Source organism: Saccharicrinis sp. GN24d3 (assembly GCF_052400645.1).
Classification (GTDB): Bacteria; Bacteroidota; Bacteroidia; order Bacteroidales; family Marinilabiliaceae; genus Saccharicrinis.
This window is the reverse complement of sequence record NZ_JBQTGI010000003.1, coordinates 183,440-203,975: the sequence shown is the minus strand read 5'-3', so window position 1 is coordinate 203,975 and position 20,536 is coordinate 183,440. Positions and strand designations below refer to the sequence as shown.

Sequence of the window (20,536 nt, the reverse complement as noted above, 5' to 3'; positions counted from 1 at the left end):
AAAACAAGACAATTTGTTACTTAACCTCAGCTTATAATAATATAGTTTCAGGCCTACGCATTATATATGAGTATCACGGAAAAGATTACTTCTTAATACATTTTCAGCGTTTCACATATCATCACACCAATGATCTGCTAAACCAGGCCATGCGCATACAAAGGGATACTAACTTTTATTATAAATAATCACTTTCTTTTTGCTGAAGCTTCCATCCGTTAGTTTTTTCCGTGCCACTATTTTGTAATCGATCGGCGAACTCAGCTTCAGTAGGCGTAATACTTCTTCCAAAGAATCGTTTTGAAATGTCGCCCTAAACGAATACATCGACAGTTCTGCCCCTTTAATTTCTACCTCCACATTATACCAACGGGAAATCCTTCTGGCCACTTCATCCATGGAATCACCACGAAAAACCAATTTACCGTCTTTCCATGCGATATATTTACTCGCATTTACCTCTTTTTTTGAATATTTTGTTCCTTTCAAACTCACCATTTCGTTAGGACTCATCATGATTTCATACCCTCCAATGAAGCATTCCACCTTACCCTGTTCCAGGATAACTTCCGTTAAATCTTCGTCGGCGTAAGCATGTACATTAAACCTGGTACCCAACACCTTAACCTTAATTTTTTGTGTTGATACAAAAAATGGGTGTTCTTCGTCGTGCTTGATATCAAAGTAAGCCTCGCCGGTTAATCTAACATCACGTTTATTGGAAAAAGGCACCGCGTACTCCATCGATGAACCTCCGTTTAACACCACATCGGAACCATCAGGCATTTTAAAAGCTATTTTTGCTCCTTTGGGTGCTTCAACAAATACGGTTGAAGCATTTTCCGACAACAATTTATTCGTTTCTTTAAGTTTTATTAAAGTAAAAACACCTGTCACTATTAATGGTACAATGACAATAGCAGCCGCTGCGGAAAACCACTTGTATAAGCTATGCGATAAATTACGTTTATTTTTATTTTGACGTAAACGAATAGCGTGGTGAACTTTATCTAAAACAGAGCTTAAATCTTTGTTAAGATTCTCATCATTTTCGATACGTTGCTTCCAATCTGACTTCATGAATTCTTTAATCCCGATAGTACTGTTGGAGCTTAGCAACTTTTCCGCCCGGGCCTGTTCATCCACACCAGCCTGACTGTTAATATACTTGCTTAATATTTCTTTATCCTTTTGTTGCATTCTATTGTTATATTTTACTTGCTTGTCATGTTCGCAAACAACCAATGATCTTACTATTTTTTATCAATGAGTTTACGGAACATCCATATAATATATCCACAGCTATGATAAATCTCACGATGAAATATTACATTTTTTTTTACAGTCTTTTATGCATCCATTAGGGCATCACTCATATCAAACTGGATACACGCAGATTATGAACTCATTTTATATCAAAACTACTATTTAATTTTGTTAAATAACCATACCTCGCCAAAGGTATCCGACAATAGAATGGCAGTTAGGTTGGAGTTTCATTTATTGGGAATTGGTTTTATCCCAAAATCGTCATTAGACTTTATCGAAAATACCCATTCGATGAACAAAAACTAAACATTACTTAAACCCGCAATACGCATTACAAATCCTGTTAGGTAATCGGGGCGGCTGATACCTGCTGACATTAAAATATTTTTCAAATTTCTAACTACAGATCTTGGTTTATATTATCCGTTTGATCGGCTTTTAAACCCGAAACTTAACCCTTTTGTATCTGATTGTTCCTCCCGGAATTGATCAATAGAATCTTGATTACAGTCGATTCTCACAGGTTTGGATAGAATATCTTTTTGCTGTTGGTACAGAACGATACTGAATGTTTTTTGAAAACTGAATTTTCAGGCTCGTTCTATTATTAGATACCTACTTAGTGCATCTATGAAAACTCTCTATTTTATAAATTCTCCTTTGTGAATACCTCTAGCCCCTATAGGGGAATTAGCTCTCTACGGGGAGTTATGGCTCTCCCTTTAGAGCCTGTCCCGAACTCGTATTCGGGAGCGTTAGAGGGTTTTTAAAAGAGAATTGTTGCCTTTTCTTATAGCCACTACTTATGGAAATTGTGATATCTTAATTTTAATAAAGAAAGGCTACCCAATAAGTAACTTATTAAGCAGCCTTTCACACTCTAACCTATCACCCTATAAAGACTACCAACCTGGGTTTTGCTCCAAGTTTTCGTTAAGTACTAATTCATCCAATGGTATTGGTTGCAAATATGCTTTTGATTCATCAAAATTATAGTTACCTGAATCGTAAAACGGTAAAAGATAACCATCAGCATCCAGATTTGCATCACTTGCAGCCAGTTCTACACTTATAATTCCATCATCATAATAAGCTCCTCTAGGCTGATCCCCATCGAATAACTCATGCGCTCTCCATCTGTATATGTCATCGTCTCTAAAACCTTCCGCTATTAATTCCACGGAACGCTCTCTGCGTATTTCATATAATATGGGGGTTAACGTATAGCCATAATTTGGCCAATCGGGATCTACAGTAATAGCTCCTAATGTAATTCCAGGCATACTTACACGAGCTCTTAACAAGTTAATGGACTTATCTAAATCTGCCTGTGATATTGTACCTAATTCAGCTTTTGCTTCGGCAAAAATTAGCAATGCTTCTGCATAACGCATAATAATCTTAGAAGTACTTTTCGTAAACACACCAGGGGTATTTGGATCTATATTTGGATCTCTATATTTTTGCGAGGCATAACCAGTATTTCCAGTGCCGAACACAGAGAATGCCGGATGAGAATAGAGAACTTCTGAACCATCCGTATCTTTTAAAAGTAAATCTCCAGGCACCATTATTGTTGCTGCTAATCTTGGGTCTCTATTGGTTTCAATGGTAGATAAATCTTTATCACCTACATATAGAGGACTTACGGATATAGGATCGCCATCGGTACACAAATAGCTACGAACAGCAAATCTGGTATAAGCAGAACTGTTCGGCCAGGAAATCTGCAATGGATTACCAATTCCTAAAACGAAATTATCATAATCTCTCCAAAGCATGACTTCGCTATTCCCTTTTAATCCAATCTGATTAAACAAAGAACCATAATCGCTATGTAATGAAAATACGCCTCCATCAATTACAGCCTCCGCAGCATCTGCTGCAATTTGCAAGTAAGCAGACCCATCAGATCCATCCACGCCAAAATCGGTACCTGCATGATACTTTTCCCAGGTTCCTTCATAAAGCGCCACCCTGGCTTTAAATAATTGGGCAACCTCCTTATTAATTCTTGGTTGAATAGAGATATCTGCCGAAGATTTTAATTTAGCAATGGCAGTATCCAAATCGGCAATCATAAAGTCAACTACCTCATTTCTTGGATCCCTGGCTTTATAGATATATTCTTCATCAAGATTATCAAAATATTTATCAAGTATAGGTAAGTCACCATATTTTTTCAATAACTCGAAGTAATAATAAGCTCTAAAAAAGTAACCTTCACCAATATAGTGGTTAATTTCTGTTTCATCGCCAGAAGCCTGATCCACATGGTCTAAAAACCAATTCATTTCTCTTACTTCGTCAAAACTCCAAACAGAAGCACTAGCTGAAGTAGGAACCTCATAACTTAAACCACTTAGCCTATTACTTGGGCTTTGTGATGTTCCCATATCGGTATAGCTATCCGGTAACACACTGCTACCAACAGCCAGAGCTGCCCAACCAGGCAGGTCTTGATAATTATTATTAAGAGCAGTTCTTAAATCAGTCGCTGTTTTATAAAAATCAGCTTCAGATATCGTATCTAAAGGTGTTTTATCCAAAAAATCCTCACAAGACGATAAAAATATCGCAAAGCTTAAAATGAATAACTTTAATATATTCTTCATAATTCTTTAATTTTTTAAAATTAAAATGACACGTTTAATCCTGTTGAAATCATTTTAGATAATGGATAAGACTGTGCACTACCAGTCACTCCGGATGTTACAACCTCTGGATCAAAGAACATCATATCACTTACAGTAAATAAATTTTCTCCCGAAACAAATATCCTACATTTACTTACCTTGATTTTACTTGTTAAATGTTTAGGTATAGTATAACCAATTTGGATACTCTTAAGTCTCATATATGCGCCATTTTGGATATATCGATCAACCGCATAACGGTAGTTTCTGTTATTTCTTCCTGCACCATTCATATATGGAGCCGGGAAATAAGCATCGACATTTGGTCCAAGTGGGCTTGTGGTGTCCTCAGGTCGGAAGTAATCTAAATGTTCTTGCCAAACATTAACATGGAACGGACCAGATGCAGGACCTCTAAAACGTATGTGATTGGACATTAATACGTCTCTTTTACCAACTCCCTGGATAAATGCGTTAAAATCAAAATTTTTGTAATTACAACCTAGGTTAATTGCAAATTGATATCGAGGTGTGGTATTACCGATAACACTAAAATCCCCTGTGTTTCCAACTACCCAATCTCCTCTGTCAATTTCATTGTCACCGTTTAAATCTTTGTATTTTGTATCACCAGCTTCAAAATCACTATGAATAAAAGATTGGTCAATTGCATATGAATCATACTCATCATCGGTCATAAACCAACCATCCCATTGAAGTCCCCAAATCTCTCCCAGATCTTTTCCCGGGTAATGAGCTTGACTTAAGGACAAGGCATCATTAGGATATTCAACTATAGTTCTCTTATAGTCAGACAATACAGCCCTTACGCTATAACCAAAATCTCCAAGCTTTTGTTTCCAGGTAGCTTCAATCTCCCACCCTTGAACTCTGGAGGTTCCAATATTTGTTAGCGGGGCATTTGTACCCAATTGTGCTGGCAGATCTAAGCCCTGGGCAGCCATACCTTCAATATCTGTACGGTACCAGGAAAAAGCCGTACTTAACTTGTTGTTAAAAGCATTTACATCCAAACCAATATCTGTGGTTTTTACTGTTTCCCAAGTTAAACTTTCACTACCTAAACCAGGTGTTAAGGCACGATTTTCTGTGGCTCCATCGAATAAAAAGCTGGTAGTAGCCAGGTCAATATTTGAAAGATATAAGTAATTAGAAACATTTTGATTACCTAAAGTACCATAGGATGCCCTTAACTTAGCCGTACTGATCCAGTCTTTCAAAGGCCAGAAATCTTCTTTCGCCACGTTATAACCTGCTGAGAACGAAGGAAACCCAGCCCATCTATCATCCGGGGCAAATCTCGAAGAACCATCTCTTCGGTAACTAAATTCAAATAAATACTTTTCTTGATAATTATACCTAAACCTACTAAACAAACTTTGCGTTGCCCAATGTGTTATCGCTTCTGACACTAGTTGATCATCATCTAATGAAGCATTTAATGAAACTACGTTGTTGGTTACTAAATAGTCTGTGGTAGCCCCTAAGGAACGGTAATCATTTTCCTCACTTTGATATCCTACAGTCGCGTGAAAGTTATGATTCCCGATAGACTTATCATAAGTTGCATAAATGTTTGGAGAAAAATACTCATTGGTAATCATGGTTGGACTATAAGATGTATTTTCCTGAGATACTTTGTCAATTAAACCTGTTGGTTTTATTTGTTCACTTGCCAGAATAATTATTTCCTGTAAATTATTATTTCTTCTGTAATTGAACTGTCCTGTTAACTTTAAGTTTTCAATAGGCTCAATAACAAACTTAGGTTGTAACACTAACTGATTATTTTCTGTTTGTGCACGTTGGTAATCCCAAAATGGATAATATTTATGCGATATCAATTCTGAACCATAAATAGGGTCTACCACAGGCAATGTTGGTTTTAGTTTGGAAATTAAATCCAATACTCTTGACTTGTTCCAGGCTACAGTTCTTCCGCTGGTAGCTTCCGTTGGAAAATCGGATTTACTTTTTAATAATTTAGTTGCTAACTCCAGTGTTAACCATTCATTGGCCTTTGTTGAAATTTTTGCATCCAGATTATATCTTTGAAAAGATTCGTTTCCAACCGCTAATAAACCACCTTCATCATAAGCACCAGCAGAAAGATAAAAATTCAATTTTTCATCACCACCAGATACATTTACATTATGTTTCTGTCTACTTGCCCAATCTTTAAGAATAATATCATCCCAATTGGTAGCAGCAGTTCCTTGAATACCCAGCGTACCATAAGCCCAATCTGTTCCTGCATTATTTGCAGAAATTGTTGGTGCACTACCCGGATTTTCCATGTTTGCCATAATGTTAGCCAAATCTGTTTCGTCATGCCAGGCGGATTGGTTATTGTTAATGCGAGAATCATTTATGGCATAAGCAAAGTCTATGGCACTGGCACTTTCGGGCCATGTAGTTGGCTTTGTAAATGAAAAGTTATTACTGTACGAAACTTTAATTTTTCCTTTCATATTTTTACCACTCTTAGTGGTTACTATAACAGCACCACCTGCAGCTTGCGACCCATAAATAGACGCCGCAGCAGCATCTTTAAGAACAGAAACTGATTCTATATCTTCCGGGTCAATATCACTTAAACTCATCTGAATTCCATCAACAAGTACCAATGGATCAGCATCACTAATACTACCACTACCACCACTTGTTATAAAACCACGTATATTAATATTAGGAGCAGCTCCAGGTTCACCACCACTGGCTGAGTTTGAAACTACTAAACCAGGTAAAGAACCTTGTAATGATTCCACGGCGTTACCTGTTGCTCTGTTTTCAAAGATCTCCGATCCAATTTGAGAAACGGCAGCAGTCATTGTTAATTTTTTCTGGGTACCATATCCCACAACGACCACTTCATCGAGTCCCTCCATCATATCCTGCATAACTACATTAAATACCGAACGACCCGCCAAGGCAAATTCCTGTGTTTCCATACCCAGGAAGGATACAGCAATTGTAGCGGCATTAGCCGGTACTTTCAAAGAAAATTCACCATCGATATTCGAAATAGTACCGATAGATGTTCCTTTAACAATTATACTTACACCTGGTAAGGGTTCTCCCGCGGCATCGGTTACCTTACCCTTAATAGTCTTTCCTTCCTGCTGAACTGTTTGTTCGTTCATATACCCGGGTGAAAGGATGATCTTCCTGTCCACTACGTGATAATCAACATCCTCACCCTTAAAAACGATATCCAATACCTCGTGGATTGGCTTCTCCTTTACTTTGACATCTACCGTGCGTTCAACATCGATTAACTTTTCATTATAAAGAAAAAAGAACTCGCTCTTTTCTTCAATCCTGTCCAACACTTCTTCAACACTAATTTCGCTTAGGTCTAAAGAAACTTTGGTTGTTTGCGAATATGTGGAAGCTGCAAAAATCTGAAGCGTTCCAACCATCATCAAGAATATGGAAATACGCATAATTCTGAGAGTTTTTGTTAGGGCATGGTTATCCCATGTCCATAAAAAATTAATTTTTTTCATAAATTTGTAATGTTTAAATGACTATTAAAAAAATTTACTTTTCAGGGGGCCGTTGGCGCGACTCCCTGTTTTTTCACATAACAATAGATTTTTAATATTCGTTTGATGTACTATACATAGATCCGTTGACCTAAATTTACTGGTTTTTCTGTTTAAAACCTTAGCGTTTATAATAATTAAGCACTTTCTTTTGGTAAAGATTCCATCGGTTTGCGTTTTACGTGCTAATATTCTGTAATCAATTGAAGAGCTATACTTAAGCAGGCTTAATACTTCTTCCAGAGAATCATTCTGGAAAGTCGCCTCAAAAGACGAATAGTCCTCCTCGGTTGGGTGCCTCAATAAATACGACCGAAGCGCTTTTCGAAAACATTTTATTTGTTTCTTTAAGTTTTATTAAGGAAAACACACCTGTTACTATTAACGCTACAATAGTAATAGCAGAAGCTGCGTAAAAACACTTGTATATGCTATACGCCAAATTAGTTTTATTGTCTTTTGGCCACAAATGTACATTATGTCGAACCTTATTTAATATAAAATTTAAAACCTTTGTATTACCGCCAATCAAATTAACAATGTTATCACAGTCATTGTTCATAGATTCCTTAATCCCAATAGTTTTGTTCGAACTTAGCCACTTTTCAGCCCTAATCTGTTCAATCGCACCGTCCAGATCGTTCATATAATTGTTTAATACTTCTTTATCCTTTTGTTGCATGCTGTTCTTATATAATTGCTTGTAATATTCCGAACATCAATTGATTTTCCATCATTTGATCCATGAATTTACAATAACTTCTACTTACTATATCCATAGTTAAAACAAATCTCATGATGATTTTATATATTTTTTTGCATTTCTTTAAGGTTTAACAGAAACTACACTCCTACATAGCTTATTACAAGCTTTTTACGTAAATTTAAATAGATTATTTTTATTTTTTTTGGGGGGAGGACAATCAAATAATAAGCTGCTGTCAAAATAGGATCTTATTATACACTACCCAATAGTGTCAGAATATTAGGGTCTGGATACGTAAACAAAGCGTTTACTTCATGTTTATTGCAGGAAAAGTGAAAAGTACAAAGTAAGGGCCAATGCTTCGTTTTTCAATCTGCTCTTCAAAAACTTTAAGGCCTCAGAGATATTGTTATCCACCGTTCCGGGAGAAATACCTAATTCTTCGGCTATTTCTTTGGCACTTAATCCTTCCTTTCTGCTCTTGACAAAGATGGTTTTACGACGTTGCGGCAATTTTTCGATCAATTCATTAACGTGTTCCAGTACAGAAGCGTAGTACAATCTTTCATCAGATTTATCTTCAACATCGCTTATCGCAATAGCCTCGCGCACATAAGCCCGGTGATAAGACTTGCTTCTAAAGTATTTTAGTATATCGTTATACGCAATTGTAAAAAGGTACGATTTAAAAGATGTATTAATTTTTAACGTCTTTCTTTTTTCCCATACTTTAATAAAAACTTCTTGAACCAACTCTTCAGCCTCAGTTTCCGACTTCAGGTACCTAAAAGAGAAAGCAAACAGTTTTTTCGCATAAATTTCGAAAAGTTTATCAAAAGCATACACGTCATCTTTTAACAGCTTCTCTATTAAAATATTATCCCGGGAACTATTTGGCATATATCAGAATACTTGTTTTTTAATCGTTTTTATAAAAAAGTGCACAGGGATATTTGCAACATTTTTAGCACTTCACTTTACAATGATTTTGCAATTATAAATATATTTTTTCATTTTTTAAGTGCTGAATTAAATTATATAGTTGGCATAAACCAATACAGGGGCTGTCTGCAACGCTGAAGGCAGCCCCTGTTAATTTTATCCCTCCATTGATTTTTCCAGTTCGCGAGCTTGATCCAGGAATTCCTCCACATTCATCTCTTTAATGAAGATAAGTCCGTGACTGGCTCGTATATTCGGATTTTCATTGGTATAGAAATAATCTTTACCCAGCAAATACTGAACATTATCCAACTGCTCCACCCAAATATTCTTGGCTAAGGTACTGAATTTGCCATCGTGTTCATAACTTGGGAATGATGCATTAACCTGGCTCAGGTAACAATCTGAGAACGACTTATCCAATACGTCTAAACCATTGATACTTACCGGCACCATTACGTTAACATCCGAAGGCGCAAATTTGAACCAAACGTTTCTGTATCCCCAGATTCTAAGTTGGCTTAAATCTTCTTCCTTGCTCCATAAACGCACTGCATCGGCTATTGCCTGCAGTACTTTATAGTGTGTATCGGGTCCGCTCCCCTCAGGATCCAGGGCCAGTGAAATAACGGTAGGTTTTTCTTTCCTGAACTCCTCCAGGATAGGCAGCACATCGCGTTCGCGGTTAGGTTGCTCCGTAAAGATATCGCCGGTATAAAAGCCCAGGCGCAAATGACGGACATTTTTCACCTGAACACCGGAGTGAGCCCACACCAGCTCTTCTTCAAATTCACGTATCATCCCCTTCAGTTTTTGAATCTTAGGTGGGTTCTTTTGTCCGTCGTAACTTTCTCTAATATTAGCCAGGATAGCATTGATCGTATTACGCAAGTCATCATAAGACTTTACTTCCCAAATAGATACTATAGCTCTGATTACACGGTGACATAAGCCCCTGACTCTTTCCAATGGCTCATCCGATGCTACATTCAGCAAGAAGTGATAAACATCCTTGTCCCATTTATATTTGTATCCTGACTCAAAAAAGTCGGGAAAATTAATCATCTGAATACGACCCTCATCTAACAGTTTTTTGGTACTATTTAAGGTATCTGTAACAAAATGATTAGTTACAGCAGTAAAACCGGAGGTGAGTACCGAAAAAATAGATTTGTTCGATTTTTCGAGCAAGGTACTATTTACATGAGGCTGTATTCCCAGTTGGATATCATCGTGGTGAGGGCCTGTGTGATAAAACACCTGGTCTTTTTCGGTTCTTAATCCTGTTTCAATCTTAGCAATTACCGAATTAATAACCTCCTTCACTGTATCCAGAGAAAGATTCGGAATCTGCCTACAATAAGGATCCGCCATTAAGTCGGATAGTTCTAGCTTAGGGCCATACTTATTAATACGCTTACAGAGATCAATAATTGCCCGCTCCGTCTTTTCGTGTGTCCATTCACCATTGCTATAATAGGCACTCACACTGTCGTTGAGCTTAACCCCTGCGCTTTTAGTCAGGTAAAAACGGCTGTTTTTAAGACTTTGCAGAACTGATGCAGGATACAATACCGACGCATCACTTTCCAAGGCATTTTTAACCACTGTTGCTTTTGCCTCTCCCGCCGCAAAAATGATGGCTACGGCCTCTTTGTTATAGGTTATCGATTCAAGGCCAATAGTTATGACCAACCTGTTTTTGGAAATCTCAATGCCTCCCAGGTCACCTGCGGCCTGCGCCTGTGTCTCGAAGTTGGTTTTGGTTAAACGTGTTGTTGAGAAATGATCGGCACCCCGGGTGTTAAAAGCTATGTGACCATCCGGGCCAATACCTCCAAGAAAGAAACCAATACCTCCCTTCTCCCTAATTTTACGCTCGTATTCAACACACCAGTCATCAATCATAAAGATTGATTTTTGCTGCTCTTTTTCTTTTGCTGTTTTAGCTTCGCGATATCTTAAAGACAAATCAACGGTACTGTCCGGGAATACTTCTGAAAAGTGTTTTCCATCAACCAATGGGATTTCATCGGAATTGATTAGTAGCGCATTTTCGGGCTTCAAGCCAAATCCTTTAATATAGTATTCGTTCACATAGTGATAAAAACTGTTTTTTTGACTTGATCGAATGGGATAGAACTCGTCAATCTGTACAAAATGCAACTTGCTCAAATCAGGCTTTTTATTCACTTTCAGACCGTTTTCTTCCCTTACTTTTTTACCTTTGGCATTGTCCCAGTTTTCTAAAAGATATTGCGTCCAGCGAATAAAATATTCCGGAGTTTTTCCTGTAGGAAGGCTAATGACTCCTTCGGGGTTTTCTGCCACCCATTCCAGAAACCGAAATGCGGTAAACATACCCAATTTCGGAAAATTGTCTACCGGGATATAAGGTATTTTTGTGGTAGTTTTACTAACCCCGGATTTTTGTAAGTAATTCTTTTCTACTTCTGAAAAATTTATTGCATCCATTATTATTGGTTTTATTGGTTTTTCTGTATTAATTGTTGAAAATAATCTCCCCAAAAAATTGAGGTAAATGAAAATCCGGTTTCCTTGCCGTAATAGGATTCCAGGAAAGATAATGGGGAAACACCTGTTTATCTCCGCATTTGTAGAAGTTACAACTGGCTTGTACTCCATTCAATTTCTCTATCTTATCGTGAATAAAAACGGAAATTGGTATTTTTACGCCCAAGGTCCAGTCGGTTTTCCTGTCGATTATTTCAATCCGATTGGAACCAAGCGATGGCTTCGTTACAATCTGTTGAAGGACAGAGGCTGGTATAACCTCCCTATTATTTCTTTCCGAACCGTAACCTCCCAAAATATTTCCGATACAATTGAACTCGAGATTATAGTAGTTCTCCCCATCCAAGGATATAAAAAACTCGACGCAACTGTCTTCATATACAGGTTCGTTAAACGCTCTGTATACTGCTTTGGTGTTTGATTCTTCTACGAAAAATTTTAAATAAATATTTCCGCTGTCATAACCGATATTAAAACCCACGCGGACGTCGCTGGCATAATTCCAATTATTATTTTCAATACGATGCTCGTTTTTTAATGAATGTGGCCAATTATTTTCCGCGTTAGTTATTTCTGCGATTACAATCCTATTCATGTGAACTATTTTTGATTAAGAACAGCACAAAATTAGTAAAAAACATAGATGTGCACGTGCACTTTTATGTTTTTTACTAATTATTAACATGAAAATATGGTTAAACAACTATATCCTTGGTGGCAAATACAATCTTATATCATTCAATATGTGTCTTTTAACACAATATAAAAATCATAATGGCACTCTTTTGCTAAAATATTTTTTCTAGAAACCTCTATACTCAATTGGCTCGAGCACATAATGGTATTCATTATAATATGCGCTTAGAATATAATGGAATGGGGCTAAAATAGAAAGTAAAAAGTATAAAACAGAACTTGGTCAGCAGTAAAAAGACGCAGTATAAATTTATTAAGATATATAAAATAACGCTTTCGTATTAATTACTCCAGAAATTTACCACATTATACCCATGCGGTATAATCTTTATAGTTTTCCTTAATCACAATTTCAATAGGTAACAGTTTCTGTTTGGGCACGTCTTTTTTAAAAGCCAGGTAGTCCACCAAAAGTGATAAGGCAGAACTGGCTTGAAGACCAGGGTTCTGATATATCAGGAATTCTATGTTCCCTTTCTTCAGGTGACTTCTGTTTTCATCAATCAAATCATAGCCTATGAGTTTCAGGTCTAGAGAATATGCTTCAATTATATCGGCAATGTAATAAACTTTAGAGGTGGTAACATATACTCCCTTAATTTTCGGGAATTTATCCAACAAAGCCATCAACTCTTTTTCCATGACTTTGGGATTGTTAATTGTAAGCTTCTTTATCTTATCTGCCCCAATGTTATTCTGGGCCATAAAATTGACGAATCCATTCTCTTTTTCCTGAATATGTCGTGCATTCGAAATATCCACATCAATATGAACAATCAAATACTCATCCGCTTTACCTACTACTTTCTTTAGGAGACTGGCAGCGGTTTCTCCACTTTTCACCAAATCCTGGCCAACATGACAAAGTGCGTTAATTTCTTTTATATCCGTATTAAATGTTGCATATGAAATACCTCTTTCCTCACACTTTTTGAAAAACTCAATTGCTTCATTATAAAAAATAGGCGCAACCAAAACTCCGTCGCATCCTTCCTTTAAAACTTGGTTTGCATTATAAGTAAAGCTTACCTCTTTTAAAGAATTAAACAAATGCATACTTACGTTTACACCAACAAAAGAGAGTTCTTTAATGGCTTTTTCAATGCCAGTCATTGCGCGCTTCCAGTAACTATCCAAATCTCCATCAGGAACCAAAACCGCTATTTTAAACAATGCACCTTTACGCAACGACTGTGCTGCTAAATTTGGTTGGTAATCAATTCTATCTAAAATCAGTTTAATTTTATTATATGTATCTTTTGATACAATACCCCTTCCATGTATTACCCTGTCGACTGTGCCTCTGGAAACACCTGCCATTTGTGCAATATCTTTAATCGTATAATTGGGATTAGATTTCATTCCATCGATTTACCTTACTGAAATATAATTTGAGAATTACAAAAATGAACAAAATTCATAAGATTGGCAAAAAAAGAAATAAAGCAGTAGTTTAAACCCGCAATATGCATTAGAATTTCTATTACACATTGAAATTATTTTAAAACAAGACACTTCGTTGCATCACTTTCAACTCACCATAACGATGCTCCCGAAAGTAATCGGGACAAGTTATGCCTCGTTTCAGTAATGCCTTGTTTTATTGCACTTTCAATGTCCACGACGAGGTTCTATCGCATAATCCGGGTTTAAAAACGAGGAACGTACTTATTGAACTTTAAAACACCTTGTTCTCCCTTTCCTGCTTTTACTTTGTTGGGTAAACCTTTTACTATAAGGTTGGAAATGGAAAAATCGTGATTTAAAAAGAGACTAGTTTATCTTCAGTGGAACTGTTAGTAAAAAAACAGACTTAAATAAGTTTGGTGCGATACTAAAAAACTATAAAACATCCAATTGATTCTTTCCCTCGCGCTTATCCGTGTAAATTTATTGATAATATTCTTTATTGATCACCTTTTCTTTTATCAATTCCCGTAAGGTAATTTCAGTCATATCACTTTTAAAAATAAACTCGTTTTGTATATCAGAGACATATGCTTTTAAGCGCATCTTAATGATACTACGCCTATCTTTCATTTCATTAAAAAAGAGCACTGCCACAGGTTTGTTCAAATAAATATATTTCGAAACCATGGCTGCTTCCAAGGCAATCCTCCTTACTTTTTGTGTATCTACGTCCAAAGGTAAAAAAAACTCCGCCACTACCTGACAATTGGTTTCACCACTGTTTGAGTTAGAGATGGATTGGTTCATCATTTCTCCATTGGGAATAGTCACTACAGAGTCATCCGCAGTAACAATGCGCGTAGAGCGCAATCCTATTTTTATCACTTCTCCATACGCACTTGCAGCTTCTATTTTATCACCGATCTGAAAAGGCCTGTCAAAAAGTATCATTAGACCTCCAAAAATGTTTTTTAGCAAGTCCTGGGCTGCGAAACCTATTGCCACGCCTATTGAAGTAAAAAAGGCTATCACTGTGGCTAAAGGTGGCCTTATAACACCTTGAATAATAATGTAGATCACAAAGGTCCAACCTAGAATTTTAATGATAGGTATCAATCGTTTAACTACAATTCTGTATTGAGCACTTTTTCTGCCAAACCTGTTCAGTAACAACTCAATTATCTTGATAACTAAAACCCCGATTAAAATGATGATCATTGACCACACTATTTTTCCCGTTGTAATAATTTTATTTACAGGAGGCGCGCCTAATTGATTTATTTTTTCCTGCAAACTTGTATTTTTTACTTTTTCTTCGGCTATGGGTTGTTCTTTTGTCTGTTCTTGAATAATTAAAGTATCAGGCTTGCTGGTGCTTATGGTATCTTGAACAGACAAATTACCAATGGCATATATGCTATTGATAAACAAAAAAATAGTTAGTATAATGAATTTTTTCATGCTTTTATGCTTTTTCTCAATTTGCCACATGGAACTTTTAAATGAATTTTAAGAATACTTTTCTACGAATAAATGAATTGTTTCGGTTAAGCGGGTTATACTATTCGTTTAAAATTTAATGTAACAGGTTTCTCGCTTTCAATGCCTCTATTGTAGGTCGGTACAATAATAAATTAATCACATATCTTTTATTGATCTCCATTAATAGGCCGTCATCAACCATTTGAAATAGTTTCATTCTTCCTTGTTCAGGTGGGTATCTCATCACCTTACAAAAGCCATTCAGATTTAAACCGTCGTGCAATAAAATGGCATACAGGCAAAAAAGTTTCTCCTGACTTAAACCTCTAATAAAAGAAATATTGAAATCGTTCATAGAACTTATATATAAGGTATTGTTTTCGATGCGCTTAATGGATTTCAACCAAAAAATAAAGGCTACGCTCAGGTTACCTTTCGCCAGCGAATTGAGTACCTGAAAGTATTGTTTTTCCAATAGGGGCTGTACCTCTACGGGACTTAATTTTGACATTTTTTTGTTCTGAACATCTGCTTTGCTTTTTAAGTAAACCAGATCGTAGCCGCTTACTGTATGTCTTTTTTTAACAATATCAACCATGTCGTCTTTCGAAAATTCACCCAACTTAATGACGTGCCCAAAGTATTCTTCTATAAAAATGGCTTTGTTTAAATAGTTCCAGGCGTGTAAAGTGCACGTACAAATCCAGAAAATGGACTTGTTGGTTTTAGACATAATTTCAAAAAGAAGTTTTAAGGTTTCAAAACCATCTACTTTTTTGAGGTAAGCAAACTGCAAGCCTTCTAAAACAATAATTCCTTTGGTATTATTAAGTTCATCAATAAATAAATCAATTTCATTTAATGGCGTTAAATCTAATATTTCAGAAAGCGTAAAAATGAATTCTTCCTTTTGATATATATTATTGTATTGCTGAAAATTTATAATGGTTGTAGGTAGGTTTTTATTTTTAAGCACATAGTTTATTATAGATGTGATACCTGCCCCTTTTTCTGCGGTAATGGCCAGTGTGGCAAATCGACCTTTCAGCCAATTCAGGTAAATATATTCGAAATCGCCAATCTCCTTAGCTCTTTTGAAATACAAATAACCACCTTCAATGGCTTCCAGTTTAAAAAGCCGTTGGTATAAAAAGGGAAGTTTTTCTGTAGAGCTTTCAATATCGCTTAAAAAAACAGAGATCTCATTGTTAATTTGCGCCTGTACTTCCTCTTGTGAATATATTTTTGTTAACTGCTTCGTAATTATAAATCCTTTTGTTTGAAGAACTGACCATTGCGATAACCCTTTGGTAAGCATTTTATTTAAATGTTCCAGTGCAAGGGTTTTAAAATGTGTTGTTTTGCGGATGGCCTTGGCTTTGAGTAATCTGATGTTTAACTCTCCAACCTTTTCATTTTCTGTCAACTCGATTAATGCATTCAATAATGTTTCTATGATTTGGTCAATTCCTTTTTTAATTAAATGTTGTAAATTCTCCAATTGACCAGTGATTACCTCCAGTTTCTTAGTCACCTTTACACTTCCCTCGTCAAATAACGTTGCAACATTATCTTTACTTTGGGATGACTCCGGATTATCCAGAATTGATGTGATGGTTTCGAAATTATATTCCGATATTTGTATCAGGTTCAAAATTTCGGTTTCATAACCTGCAATTTGCAGTAAAACTTTTTGCTTTAAAGTGTCCAATTCAGCAGAAAATAAAGGGAGAATTTCAAATTGAATTAACTCTCTGAGATATACAGCGGATAGATCAGAAAGCTCCATTTGGTTCCATTCCACCTTTTTGCTGGTAATCATTCGTTTGTCATTGGTATTGTCAATCTCGGTAATGATAACCTGCTGTAATTCATTTAAGGCATAAAGAATGGTTTGTGATTGATTCACTTTTGACAAGTAAAATTCATCGGCCGATAGTGCTTCCGTTATTTTTTTGCTTTGCAGCAGTAGCGATTCCTTATTCTTTTTGTTGAAGCCTAAATTACTCTTTGTATGGTTGTAGATGGCAATAATCTTTTCTTTAGCCTGTTGTAATTGCGCAATTGTGGTACCAATTCTTCCCGAACTTGATTTAATTGCGTTAGATTGATAAGCCATTAAGGCTTTGTTTTTTACGATATACAAATCGGCATTAAAACACCAATCCTCCGATATACTAAATAAAGAAATTTCCCATGCCAGTATCTGTTTTTGTTGCTTTGAGGATATTTTTTTTAAGGCCTTGGTGGTATACCATTTGCTGTTTTTAAGACTTTTTGCTTCGAGTGTTCCCAATTGATTATATTGGGTGGTAATATGATTTGTTTTGGCAGTAATAACTTTAATGATGGATTGTTTGGTGTTATCAAGAAAACCCTTTAAGGTAGATTGGGTATCAGAACATTTTTGTAAAATTTCAACGAGTAACCTTTTAATGTCTTCAAGGTTAACGGGTTGATTAAATTGAATACAGTTGTTGATACGTGTAAATGACTGACTATAATATTCCAATAATTCAATTTCGATACTAACTACTTGTTGGTAGTGCAGCCACAATTGAGGAAAGGTGCTTATATACAACTCATTGGTTAGGTAATGACGTATCGGTATCCATTTTTTAATTTGGATATTTGTTTTGTCTTTTTTGAACAATGATTTTGTCCAATATCTGAATTGCTTTAATTTCTTAACACTCTTGATTATTGGGCTATTATCTGTTTGAGGTATTCTGTTTTCTTCCGGTTCATTGTCGCGGATCTTTTTATCCAATTTTGAAATTAATTGATCTCGTTCTGAATAAAATTGTTTTATCTCGTTTTTACTATTTAATTCAGACCCTAAAGGATATGATTTTTTGTTGTATGCCAGAACACTATTAAGATATTGATTGTGCAACTTTAAAAAATGCTGCATATCCATATTGGCGGCATCTATTTTTTCAACCTGATGATGATAATCGGCATGGATAAGACTTATTTGTTCCAACAGGCTCGTAACATCGCTAATTCTATTTTCAATAAAAGACATAAATCTGTCATTGTACAGATTTTCAAAATCGACTATTGCTGATGTAAATAAATGTTGCATAAATCAAGATAATTATATGTGCCTATTTAATAAACTATTATAGCTGGTAATCATACATTAGATTAAAGCCTAAGGTAATATACCATAAAAATTAGAAAGTTTTAAATATTCATATAAATTCAATTTCAAATCCCTTTAAGCAAACGCCCCAGGACATCGGCACCTGTTATGATTATTTTTTGATCATTGGTCCAGAATAACACCATGTCTTTTTCAATTGGGTTATCCATGTTTTTATCCATCTCTCCGCGCATTTTTTTTATGATAACTCCTAAGTTGGTATCTTTTTGTCGGATAATGATTGGAATATGGCAGTATTCTTTGATGTCGGTAGGTTTTTTACTGAACACGGCCGAACGTAAAAAACCATCTGCATCCAGCACCCCTATGGGCATTTCTTGTTTATTGGTTAAAATGATCCACTTTTCTCCCGAGTCATTTATTTTCTGTATGAAATGGTCCTCGGTGTTTTGAACGAAAGTAGGAAATATTAGCTGATCATTTTCCGAATCCAGCTGGACAATGCTTTTGGGGTTTACCCGTTCCCCTTCTTCAGCAACAAGCATGTCATCCAACGAAAGGAAATTAATGGCACCTATACCTTCAATAAGGTCAATTTCGTTTTCTCCCCCATACACATGTTTCTTCAGGAAAACCTTGACATTCTTCTCTTTAAAAAACTCGATAGACTCTTTACCTAACCAGGCATCCAGCAACAAAGCGCTAGGTTTGGCAACCGGGTACAGCAAGAACTGGTACAATTTAAGTACCGGGGCTAATAATGAGGCCATTTTTAAGGAATGGCGCGAAAAATAAGCTTGAGGTATAATTTCACCAAACATGGTAATGATGACAGTGGAAAACAGAAATGATGCAACACCGGCCATTACAGAATCAGATAACAAAGTCAACAACACATTGATTCCCACATTCCCCCACAAGATGGTGGTGAGCAAAAAGTTAGAATCTTTTCTCATCTTCAGAACTTTCTGTGCTCCAATGGATGTTAAACTATCTGCCTCAATTTCAAGTCGGAGCCGTGTAAAACTGAAGAAAGCCAGGTTTAGCCCAGAAAACATGGCGGACTGTGTGATACAGAATAGTATTCCAATCCAAATTATCATATCATCCATATTAAAACCATTTATGCCTTTTGAAGAAATACAACATCACCCCGGCTACAGAAAACATAACTCCCCACATTACAAAATAGGCATTTTTAAATTGCAGCTCCGGAACGTATTCAAAGTTGGTACCGTAAATGCCTGCAATAAATGTTAGCGGAATAAAAATGGAAGCGAAAATAGTCAATACTTTCATCACCTCATTGGCCTTATTACTTACATTGGTGTTATATAAGTTTAGCAGGTCGTTTGTCATGCCAAAATAATTTTCCACTGCATCTATAGATTGTTCCACCAGGTCATATAACTCTTGATAATACGGGATGCTTTCAGGGTGGATCATTTCGGTCTTAGAACGTAATAAGCGTATAAGGACCTCTTTCAACGGCCGTATCGTTTTACGGAAATAAGAAATTTCCGTTTTATAATGAAACAACAGGTTACTGAGTTCTTTCTGCGGATTAGAAAGCTTGTCTTCAACACTCTCGATCTGATTCCCCAGCTGTTCCAGGTTAATCAAGTAATTATCAACCAATGTATCCATCAGGGCATATAATAAATAGTCAGCCTGTGACTTTCTTATTTTACCCACATTATTTCTGATTCGGGAACGGACAGGATTAAAATGGTCACCGGTCTTTTCCTGAAAACTTATCACCACCTTGTCCAGAAGAATAAAGGAAATCTGTTCCACGGATATTTTGCATTCTTCTTTGTGATAATATACCGCTTTGGAAATAACAATAATAGCCTCCTCATCTTCAAAATATTTAGACCTTTGACCTGTATTTAAAACACTTTCCAATCCCAGAAAGGATATATTAAAGTGGTTGCCTACCTGCTTTATAATTTCCGCCTCATGAATGCCATCAATATTCAACCAGTTAATTTGTTTTTTGTCAATGGCCTTAAGTGCCTCCCCGATATCGGAGAATTCATGTTCAGATGATTGGTCTGTATTAAATTTGATCAAATGTATCTTGGTGGCCTCCATTTTTTGATAACCCATAAATATTAGGCTACCGGGTGCGGCTCCTTTAGCTTTAGCCCTACTTTTAAGAAATCGTGCCATGTTCTTA

The 20,536-nt window shown here is 36.2% G+C and carries 12 protein-coding genes; all 12 read right to left on the bottom strand.

Annotation, left to right across the window (positions count from 1 at the left end; all coding sequences use genetic code 11):
• Positions 1-168 precede the first annotated feature (168 nt).
• The 12 genes from ACT29I_RS05390 to corA all read right to left on the bottom strand — a co-directional run bounded on the left by ACT29I_RS05390 (position 169) and on the right by corA (position 20,529).
• Positions 169-1,200: a FecR family protein gene (locus ACT29I_RS05390; protein WP_430933494.1), complete on the bottom strand. Its 1,032-nt coding sequence runs from the start codon at positions 1,198-1,200 to the stop codon at positions 169-171.
• Positions 1,201-2,171: 971 nt separating this feature from the next.
• Entirely contained in the window at positions 2,172-3,884 is a 1,713-nt protein-coding gene (locus tag ACT29I_RS05385; RefSeq protein WP_430933495.1) for a RagB/SusD family nutrient uptake outer membrane protein, read from the bottom strand.
• Positions 3,885-3,904: 20 nt separating this feature from the next.
• A complete protein-coding gene (locus ACT29I_RS05380; RefSeq protein WP_430933496.1) occupies positions 3,905-7,435 on the bottom strand; it encodes a TonB-dependent receptor in 3,531 nt (1,176 codons plus the stop codon).
• Positions 7,436-7,739: 304 nt separating this feature from the next.
• Positions 7,740-8,156 carry a hypothetical protein gene (locus ACT29I_RS05375; RefSeq protein WP_444792856.1) on the bottom strand — a complete coding sequence of 139 codons (417 nt, stop codon included), beginning with the start codon at positions 8,154-8,156 and terminating at the stop codon, positions 7,740-7,742.
• A gap of 342 nt (positions 8,157-8,498) precedes the next feature.
• Complete coding sequence (locus ACT29I_RS05370; protein ID WP_430933498.1) at positions 8,499-9,080, bottom strand: RNA polymerase sigma-70 factor; 582 nt, start codon at positions 9,078-9,080, stop codon at positions 8,499-8,501.
• 198 nt (positions 9,081-9,278) lie between these two features.
• Complete coding sequence (locus ACT29I_RS05365; protein WP_444792855.1) at positions 9,279-11,597, bottom strand: glucosamine-6-phosphate isomerase; 2,319 nt, start codon at positions 11,595-11,597, stop codon at positions 9,279-9,281.
• 28 nt (positions 11,598-11,625) lie between these two features.
• Positions 11,626-12,252 (bottom strand): carbohydrate-binding family 9-like protein, encoded by a 627-nt coding sequence (locus ACT29I_RS05360; protein WP_430933500.1) that lies wholly within the window; start codon positions 12,250-12,252, stop codon positions 11,626-11,628.
• 407 nt (positions 12,253-12,659) lie between these two features.
• Entirely contained in the window at positions 12,660-13,715 is a 1,056-nt protein-coding gene (locus ACT29I_RS05355) for a LacI family DNA-binding transcriptional regulator (protein WP_430933501.1), read from the bottom strand.
• Between the two features lie 528 nt (positions 13,716-14,243).
• On the bottom strand, positions 14,244-15,224 hold the full coding sequence (locus ACT29I_RS05350; protein WP_444792854.1) for a mechanosensitive ion channel family protein: 981 nt from the start codon (positions 15,222-15,224) through the stop codon (positions 14,244-14,246).
• 115 nt (positions 15,225-15,339) lie between these two features.
• Positions 15,340-18,333 (bottom strand): hypothetical protein, encoded by a 2,994-nt coding sequence (locus ACT29I_RS05345; protein ID WP_430931087.1) that lies wholly within the window; start codon positions 18,331-18,333, stop codon positions 15,340-15,342.
• Between the two features lie 125 nt (positions 18,334-18,458).
• The gene (locus ACT29I_RS05340) at positions 18,459-19,466 is read right to left on the bottom strand and encodes a DUF21 domain-containing protein (RefSeq protein WP_430931088.1); all 1,008 of its coding nucleotides are present in this window, start codon (positions 19,464-19,466) and stop codon (positions 18,459-18,461) included.
• Between the two features lies 1 nt (position 19,467).
• Positions 19,468-20,529 (bottom strand): magnesium/cobalt transporter CorA, encoded by a 1,062-nt coding sequence (gene corA, locus ACT29I_RS05335; RefSeq protein WP_444792853.1) that lies wholly within the window; start codon positions 20,527-20,529, stop codon positions 19,468-19,470.
• Positions 20,530-20,536 lie beyond the last annotated feature (7 nt).